This is a genomic window from Streptomyces sp. NPDC059092, assembly GCF_042756365.1.
Lineage (GTDB): Bacteria > Actinomycetota > Actinomycetes > Streptomycetales > Streptomycetaceae > Streptomyces.
Genome location: NZ_JBHZEJ010000061.1, coordinates 44,684 through 52,865, shown reverse-complemented (window position 1 = coordinate 52,865; position 8,182 = coordinate 44,684). Strand labels below are relative to the sequence as shown.

The window sequence follows — 8,182 nt, the reverse complement described above, 5'->3', positions numbered from 1 at the left end:
CAGCCCCGGGTCCGGCCCCGGCTCGCGGGGCGGGGGCCGGGTACCCCCCGCCCCCCCCCACGGGACAGCGCTCACAAGCGGGCGTTCCCGAGCGGAGGCTCCCGAGCGGGCGCTCGTGAAGCGGGCCCTGGAGCGGGTGCCCAGCAGTGGTGCTCAGAAGAAGTAGCGCGACACGGACTCCGCCACGCAGGCCGGCTTGTCGCCGCCCTCGCGTTCGATCGTGACGAGGGTGGTGATCTGTACGCCGCCGCCCGCCTCCGCGACATCCTTCAGGACGGCCGTCGCGCGCAGCCGCGAGCCGACCGGCACGGGGGAGGGGAAGCGGACCTTGTTCGTGCCGTAGTTGATGCCCATCTTCACGTTCTCGACGCGTACGACCTGCGGTACGAGCGCGGGCAGCAGCGACAGCGTCAGATAGCCGTGCGCGATCGTCGTCCCGAACGGGCCCGTCGCCGCGCGTTCCGGGTCCACGTGGATCCACTGGTGATCGCCGGTGGCCTCGGCGAAGAGGTCGATCCGCTTCTGGTCGACCTCCAGCCATTCGCTGTGCCCCAACTGCTCGCCGACCCCGGCGCGCAGCTCCTCGGCTGAGGTGAAGATCCTCGGCTCGGCCATGTCCCTGGTGCCGCCTCTCGAAGGAGTGGAAAAATCCGCTCACACGTCTGTCCAAGCGCTTGCTCAGCATGAGCATGTGGCGCGCGACCGCCGATGTCAACGAGGGCAGTAGGCTCCGGGGGATGCCACAGATCCCGGAGACGATCAGCGAACTCACGGTCGGACAGTTGTCGGCGCGCAGCGGCGCCGCTGTCTCGGCTCTGCACTTCTACGAGGCCAAAGGGCTGATCACCAGTCGCAGGACGAGCGGCAACCAGCGCCGCTACTCCCGGGACATGCTGCGGCGCGTGGCCTTCGTACGGGCGGCCCAACGGGTCGGTATACCGCTCGCGACGATCCGGGAAGCCCTCGCGGGACTCCCCGAGGAGCGCACGCCGAACCACGACGACTGGGCCAGGCTCTCGGGGGCCTGGCGGGCGGCGCTGGACGAGCGCATCAAGCAGCTCGGCCGGCTGCGGGACCATCTCACGGACTGCATCGGCTGCGGCTGTCTCTCCCTGGAGACCTGCGTCCTGTCCAACCCCGACGACATCTTCGGCGACCGCATGACGGGTTCGAGCCTGATGCCGGAGCGCCGCGTCACCCGGAACTCCGACCCGGCCCCGAGCTGACCCGGCCCCGGGCGGACCTGCCCCGAGCCGGTCTGTCCTGAGCCGGTCTGTCCCTGGCCTCCGGCCCTGGCCGCGGGCCGGACCTCGTGCCGACTCCGTACCGACTCCGTGGGGGGCGTCCCGTGTCCCGGACTCGCCCCCACAGAGCCTAGGCCACCGACGCCAGGTCCCTCAGCCGCATCCGCTTCGCGCGGGCCAGCGCCTCGGACGTGAGGACGGGCAGCGGCACGACGATGCCGCACCCCGTGCAGACCGGTCCCGACCACGGCTCGTTCGACAGGTCGGGCCGCCAGACGAACCCGCGCTCCGCGCAGACGGGGCAGGAGGCGCCGGGACCGCTCTTCAGCCCCGAGATCAGCCGGCGCAGTACCTCGGCGAGCGACTCCGACGGATGGACCGCCGGGTTGTCGCACCGTGCGACGCCGTTCCCGCCCCACGTCCGCCGGTGCCAGTCGTCGCAGCTCCCGGGCCGCCTCAGCCCGTCGTGCTTCTCGCGCCTGCGCCGCTCGGCGAACTCCATCTCGTACGCGAGCCAGACGGCCCGCGCCTCTTCCAGTTCTTCCAGCGCGGCCGTCAGCCGCGCCGGGTCCGGCGCCCTGTCCTCCGGCTCCATGCTGTGCCTCGCGCACAGATGGTCCCAGGTCGCCCGGTGCCCGTAAGGGGCGAACCGCTCCAGGCACTTGCGCAGTGAATACCGTCGCAAGGCCAGGTCGCACCGCGGGTCGCGCACCTGTCTCGCGAGACTCCGGAATCCGGCCATCGTCTGCCACCTCCGTCGCTGTTCGGCGTTGAGGAATGGACGTACGCCTGCCCCATTCGGCTCCATCAAAAAACAGATGGCAGCCATGGATCCGGTCATTCAGGTTCATATCGAGCAGAGTTCGAAGCCGATTCACAGGAACCGGAGGCATTTCGGGTGTGAGGATCCGGAAAAGGTGACTGATGTTCACCTTACCGGCGAGTCATACCGCCGGTAACCTCCGGCGCACCGGCCTCCCCGAGGAGCACCCCATGCGACGACGCACCGGAAGACTCAACCGCGCCACCCTCACCGCCGCCGCGGTGTTCGCGCTGGGCGCGGCCCTGCTGACACCCCAGTCGCAGGCCACCGCCGCACCCGCCCCGTCCACCGCCCAGGCCCCCACCGCGGCCGCCGCCGTCAGCGCCGCCGACCCCGACCTCTGTCAGGGGCAGTGCGCCGACATCCTGCCGCCGGGACAGAACGGCAACGCCACCCTCGCCGACATTCTCGGCAACCGGCTGTTCGGGACGTTCCCCGCCCACGCCTCGGACCAGCTCGGCCGCTACGACTCCCTCGTGGCCGGACAGGACGCTCTCACCGACGCCAAGATCACCGACTTCTTCAACGACGCCTCCTTCGGCGTACCGTCCGACCAGGCCGAGTCCGTCATCTCGCCGCGCTCCGACGTCACCATCACCCGCGACAAGAAGACCGGCGTCCCGCACATCAAGGGCACCACCCGCTACGGCACCGAGTTCGGCGCGGGCTACGCGGCCGGGCAGGACCGGCTCTGGATGATGGATCTCTTCCGCCACATCGGCCGCGGCGAACTGACCTCCTTCGCCGGCGGCGCACTCGCCAACCAGGGCCTTGAGCAGCAGTTCTGGCCCTCCGCCCCGTACACCGAGGCCGAGTACGAGGCCCAGATGGAGCGGATCAGGGCCACCGAGGGCGCGCGCGGCGAGCAGGCCATGGCCGATGCCCAGGCGTACGTCGACGGCATCAACGCCTACCGGCAGAAGGCCAAGGACGGCCGCTACTTCCCCGGCGAGTACGTCCTCACCGGGAAGATCGACTCCATCACCAACGTCGGGGAGATCCAGCCCTTCAAGCTCACCGACCTGATCTCCATAGCGTCGGTCGTCGGCGGCCAGTTCGGCGGCGGAGGCGGCGGCGAGGTGCAGGCCGCGCTCTCCCTCCTCGCCGCCCAGCAGAAGTACGGCGTGGCCGAAGGCACCGCCCTCTGGGAGTCCTTCCGGCAGCGCAACGACCCCGAGGCCGTCCTCACCGTCCATGACGGCACCAGCTTCCCGTACGCGCAGAAGCCCGACCAGCCGCGCGGCACCGCCCTGCCCGACGCGGGCTCCGTCGCCGCCGAACCCCTCGTGTACGACAGGACCGGCTCGGCCGTCACCAAGGCCCTGGCCCCGGTCGACACGCCCGAGAAGCTGAAGCCGCTCCAGGGCATCTTCGACGACGGCGTCATCCCCGCCGGGTCCCTCTCGGCCAAGCGCGGCATGTCCAACGCGCTGCTGGTCTCCGGCGCGCACACGAGGAGCGGCAACCCGATCGCCGTCTTCGGCCCGCAGACCGGCTATTTCGCGCCACAGTTGATGATGCTCCAGGAACTCCAGGGCCCCGGCATCAGCGCCCGCGGCGTCTCCTTCGCCGGCGTCGGCATGTACGTACAGATGGGGCGCGGCCAGGACTACGCGTGGAGCGCGACCTCCTCGCAGCAGGACATCACCGACACCTACGCGGTCGAGCTGTGCGAGCCCGACGGATCGGCCGCCACCAAGGCGTCCACGTCGTACCTCTTCCGCTCCGTCTGCACCCCGATGGAGAAGATGGAGCGCAAGAACGCCTGGAAGCCCACCACGGCCGACTCCACCGCCGAGGGCTCGTACCGGCTCCAGGTCTGGCGCACCAAGTACGGCATGGTCACGCACCGCGCGACCACGGGCGGCAAGCCCGTCGCGTACACCTCGCTGCGCACCACCTACCGCCACGAGGCCGACTCGATCATCGGCTTCCAGATGTTCAACGACCCCGCGTTCATGACGGACGCGGCGGCCTTCCAGCAGGCCGCGCACAAGGTCGGTTACGCCTTCAACTGGTTCTACGCGGACTCCCGCACCGCCGCCTACTACAACAGCGGCCTGAACCCGGTCCGGGCGTCCGGTGTCGACGCCTCGCTCCCGGTGAAGGCGGAACGCGCGTACGAATGGCAGGGCTTCGACCCGGTGTACAACGAGGCCGCGTACACCCCCTTCGCCCAGCATCCGCGGTCCATCGGGCAGGACTACTACATCTCCTGGAACAACCGGCAGGCCAAGGACTACGACGCCGCCGGATTCGGCTACGGCGCGGTGCACCGGGGCAATCTGCTCGACGACCGGGTGCGGAAACTGGTGGCGGCGGGCGGCGTCACCCGCGCCTCCCTCACCCGCGCGATGGCCAACGCGGCCCTGGCGGACCTGAGGGGCGAACAGGTCCTGCCCGAGCTGCTGAAGGTGATCCGCTCGGCGCCCGTCACCGACTCCGCGCTCAACACGGTCGTCCAGCAACTGGAGACCTGGCGGACGGCCGGCGCGCTCCGCAAGGAGACCGCGCAGGGCTCGCACACGTACGGCAACGCGGCGGCGGTCCGCACCATGGACGCGTGGTGGCCGAGGCTGGTGGAGGCACAGTTCAAGCCAGGTCTCGGCGACGGTCTCTACACCGCGCTGACGGCCTCACTGCCGATCGACGAGTCCCCGGCCTCCAGCCACGGCCCGACGGGCGCGCACAGCGGCTCGTCGTTCCAGTACGGCTGGTGGGGGTATGTCGACAAGGACCTCAGGCAGGTCCTCGGCGACCCGGTCCAGGGCGCGACGCCGAAGACCTACTGCGGCGGCGGCTCGCTCAGCGCCTGTCGCGACATCCTGCTGACGACCCTCAGGACGGCGGCGGCGGTACCGGCGAACACGGTCTACCCGGGCGACGACAACTGCTCGGCGGGCGACCAGTGGTGCACGGACACGATCATCCACCGGGCGCTGGGCGGCATCAGCCACCCGAAGGTCAACTGGCAGAACAGGCCGACGTACCAGCAGGTGGTGGAGTTCCCCTCGCACCGGTGAGTCACGTACCGACGAGCCCGTACCGGTGAGCCACGTACCGGTGTGCCACCTACCGCCGAGGGGATGACCCGTGGGCCGGACCGGACCGCCCGGTCCGGCCCACGGGCGCTCCCGGACCGGACGGAAGGGATCAGCCCAACGGGCGCTCCCGCGTCTCCGGCAGCGCCCGCACGCACAGCAGGGACACCAGGGCCGTCGCGCTCACGTACCAGCCCACCGACGCCGAGCCGAAGGCCGGCTGAAGGCGCGGTACGACCAAGGGGGAGACCGCGCCACCCAGGACGCCGCCCAGGTTGTACGCGAGGGACGCGCCCGAGTAGCGGACCCGGGCGGGGAACAGTTCCGGCAGGTACGCGCCCATCGGGCCGGACGCCACGCCCACGCAGAACGTCGCCCCGCCCAGGGCCAGCGCCATCAGCACCGGCCGCCCGGTGTCGAGCAGCGGGAACAGCAGCGGCCCCCAGACCACCGCCAGCCCGCACCCCAGCAGCGCCGGCCGGCGCCGCCCCGCCGTGTCGGAGCGGGTGGCGGAGAGCCAGATCCCGGCCGCGAGGAAGAGGCAGGCGACGAGGGACAGGCCGAGCATCGTGGTGCGCGGCAGGCCCAGGACCGTCGTGGCGTACGACAGGCTGTAGGTCATCGACGTGTAGAAGAGGGCGTACACGACGGCCATCGCCCCCGCGCCGAGCAGCAACTCCCGCGTGTGGCGGCGGAAGAGCTCCACCATGGGCGCCCCGCTCGCCTCCCGCCGCGCCACGGACCGTGCGAACACCGGGGTTTCGCTGATCTTCAGCCGTACCACCAGCCCGACCGCGACCAGCACGAAGGAGAGCAGGAACGGTACGCGCCAGCCCCAGCTCGTGAAGGCCGCCTCGTCGAGCGTCGCGGAGACCAGCCAGAAGGCGCCGGTCGCGGCGGAGAACCCGACGGGCGGGCCGAGTTGGGGGAAGGCCGCGTACAGCCCGCGCCGGCCGCGCGGCGCGTGCTCCACGGCGAGCAGCACCGCGCCGCCCCACTCGCCCCCGATCCCGATGCCCTGGAGGAAACGGAGCAGGACGAGCAGCAGGGGTGCCCAGACGCCCAGGGTGTCGTAGCCCGGCAACAGTCCCACCAGCGCGGTCGACACGCCCATCAGCAGCAGCGAGGCGACCAGGACGGACTTGCGGCCGACACGGTCGCCGAAATGGCCGAAGACGATTGAGCCGATCGGGCGGGCCACGAAGGCGACCGCGTACGTGGAGAAGGAGGCGAGCGTGGCGTTGAGGGGGGAGAGGTTGGGGAAGAAGACATCGTCGAGGACGAGCGCCGCCGCCATGCCGTAGAGGAAGAAGTCGTAGAGCTCGACGGTGTTGCCGATGAAGCTCGCCACGGCCACCCGGCGCGCGCTCTCCGGACTCTCCGGCGAGTCCGCGGCGGGATCCGTGGACGTGGGGGACAGGGTGTTGTCGATCACGACAGGCACTTTCAACGCCGCCGAACGGAGCGGTCAACGGCGTCTGTTGACGACGCTCGGATATCGGGGCGCCACCGACTGTTATCGGCCGTACGGGGCTCCCGTGCGGCCCGCGACGGTTCAGGACGGGCCGGCCCGACCCGGCACGGCGCGTGCCATGTCGCCGGGTGCCTCACCGGTAGAGCAGATACTTCCTCCGTACGGCACGGAACGCGGCCAGTCCGTCCTGCCAGGCGTCGGCCACCTCGTCCGGCCCCGCGCCCGCGTCGATCATCGTGCGGACGTCCGCCGATCCGGTCAGCTTGTCGATCCAGTGGTCGGAGCGCCAGGCGAACCCGCTCCACGACCGCTTCGCCGTCACCAGCAGCCCGATCCCGGTCCGTACCGGATCGAACGACTCGCGGTCGTGGACGTGGAGCTGGACCCCGCCGATCGTCTTCCCCTGGAACTTCGAGAAGGTCGGTGCGAAGTACGCCTCGCGGAAGCGCACCCCCGGCAGTTCCAGCGCGTTCGCCGCCTCGGCCCAGCGACCGTCGACGTCCTCCGCGCCCAGCAGTTCGAACGGGCGCGTGGTGCCGCGCCCCTCCGACAGGTTGGTCCCCTCGAAGAGGCAGGTCCCCGCGTACACCAACGCCGTCTCGGGCGTCGGCATGTTGGGGCTCGGCGGCACCCACGGCAGCCCCGTCGCGTCGAAGAAGTCGTCCCGGCCCCACCCCGACATCCGTACGGTCTCCAGGGGGACCGGGCGCGCCAGGAACTCACCGTTGAAGAGCCGCGCCAGCTCCGTGACCGTCATGCCGTGCGCCTGCGCGATCGGCCGGCGGCCGACGAACGTCGCGAACTCCGGCCGGAGGACCGGGCCGAGGGCCGCGCGGCCGGTGACCGGGTTGGGGCGGTCCAGCACGACGAACCGCTTGCCGGCGAGCGCCGCCGCCTCCATGCAGTCGTACAGCGTCCAGATGTACGTGTAGAAGCGCGCGCCCGCGTCCTGGATGTCGAAGACGACGGTGTCGACCCCTGAGGCGGTGAAGACGTCCGCCAGCGGCTGCCCGCTCTTGAGATACGTGTCGTAGACCGGCAGCCCGGTCGCCGGATCGTCGTACCGCCCTTCCGAGCCGCCCGCCTGCGCCGTACCCCGGAAGCCGTGCTCCGGGCCGAAGACGGCGGTCAGGCGAACGCGGTCGTCCGCGTGCATCACATCCACGATGTGGCGCACGCCGGCCGTGATCCCGGTCGGGTTGGTGACGACGCCGACCGTGCGGCCGGAGAGCAGCCGGTAGCCGTCGGCGGCCAGCCGGTCGAAGCCGGTCCGTACGCGCGTACGGTGCGTGCCGCCGCCGGAGCGCGGCGCGGCGGGCGGTGTGGCCGGTGACGCGGTGGCTCTCGCCGCGCCCGTCGCCCCCGCCGCGCCGACCGCGCCCCCGGCGGCCAGCAATCCCCGTCTGGACAGGCTCATCGCGCTACCTCCGTGGATCGGCGGTCGTGTGCTCGGCCGGCGTCGATACGTGCCGCGTCGGATCGGCCGTCGTGGGTTCGGCCGGTGTCTGTCATGGCCACGCAGGCTAGCGCCCCGCGCCCGCCGGGGGAACGAGGCCGCCCGGCGGTTTTCCGCTCCTCTTCCCCGTGACATACCGACTGG

The 8,182-nt window shown here is 71.3% G+C and carries 6 protein-coding genes; 2 read left to right on the top strand and 4 right to left on the bottom strand.

The features are described from left to right. Positions 1 to 153: 153 nt before the first annotated feature. On the bottom strand, positions 154 to 615 hold the full coding sequence (locus ACFXPL_RS28350) for a MaoC family dehydratase (protein ID WP_384924861.1): 462 nt from the start codon (positions 613 to 615) through the stop codon (positions 154 to 156). Positions 616 to 737: 122 nt separating this feature from the next. On the opposite strand from ACFXPL_RS28350, the gene soxR reads away from it, so the two are divergent. Beyond that, on the top strand, positions 738 to 1,226 hold the full coding sequence (soxR, locus tag ACFXPL_RS28345) for a redox-sensitive transcriptional activator SoxR (protein WP_384924859.1): 489 nt from the start codon (positions 738 to 740) through the stop codon (positions 1,224 to 1,226). A 148-nt stretch (positions 1,227 to 1,374) separates the two neighbouring features. Here soxR and ACFXPL_RS28340 read toward each other — a convergent pair whose 3' ends face one another. Further along, complete coding sequence (locus ACFXPL_RS28340; protein WP_384924857.1) at positions 1,375 to 1,986, bottom strand: hypothetical protein; 612 nt, start codon at positions 1,984 to 1,986, stop codon at positions 1,375 to 1,377. A gap of 251 nt (positions 1,987 to 2,237) precedes the next feature. Here ACFXPL_RS28340 and ACFXPL_RS28335 point away from each other — a divergent pair, with 251 nt between their 5' ends. Further along, positions 2,238 to 5,090, top strand: coding sequence for a penicillin acylase family protein (locus ACFXPL_RS28335; protein WP_384924855.1), 2,853 nt, complete (start codon positions 2,238 to 2,240; stop codon positions 5,088 to 5,090). Between the two features lie 130 nt (positions 5,091 to 5,220). On the opposite strand, the gene ACFXPL_RS28330 is transcribed toward ACFXPL_RS28335, so the two are convergent. Together ACFXPL_RS28330 and ACFXPL_RS28325 are read right to left on the bottom strand one after the other, a co-directional pair. After that, complete coding sequence (locus ACFXPL_RS28330) at positions 5,221 to 6,540, bottom strand: MFS transporter (protein ID WP_384924869.1); 1,320 nt, start codon at positions 6,538 to 6,540, stop codon at positions 5,221 to 5,223. Between the two features lie 175 nt (positions 6,541 to 6,715). Beyond that, positions 6,716 to 7,999 carry an exo-beta-N-acetylmuramidase NamZ domain-containing protein gene (locus ACFXPL_RS28325; RefSeq protein ID WP_384924853.1) on the bottom strand — a complete coding sequence of 428 codons (1,284 nt, stop codon included), beginning with the start codon at positions 7,997 to 7,999 and terminating at the stop codon, positions 6,716 to 6,718. Positions 8,000 to 8,182: the final 183 nt, after the last annotated feature.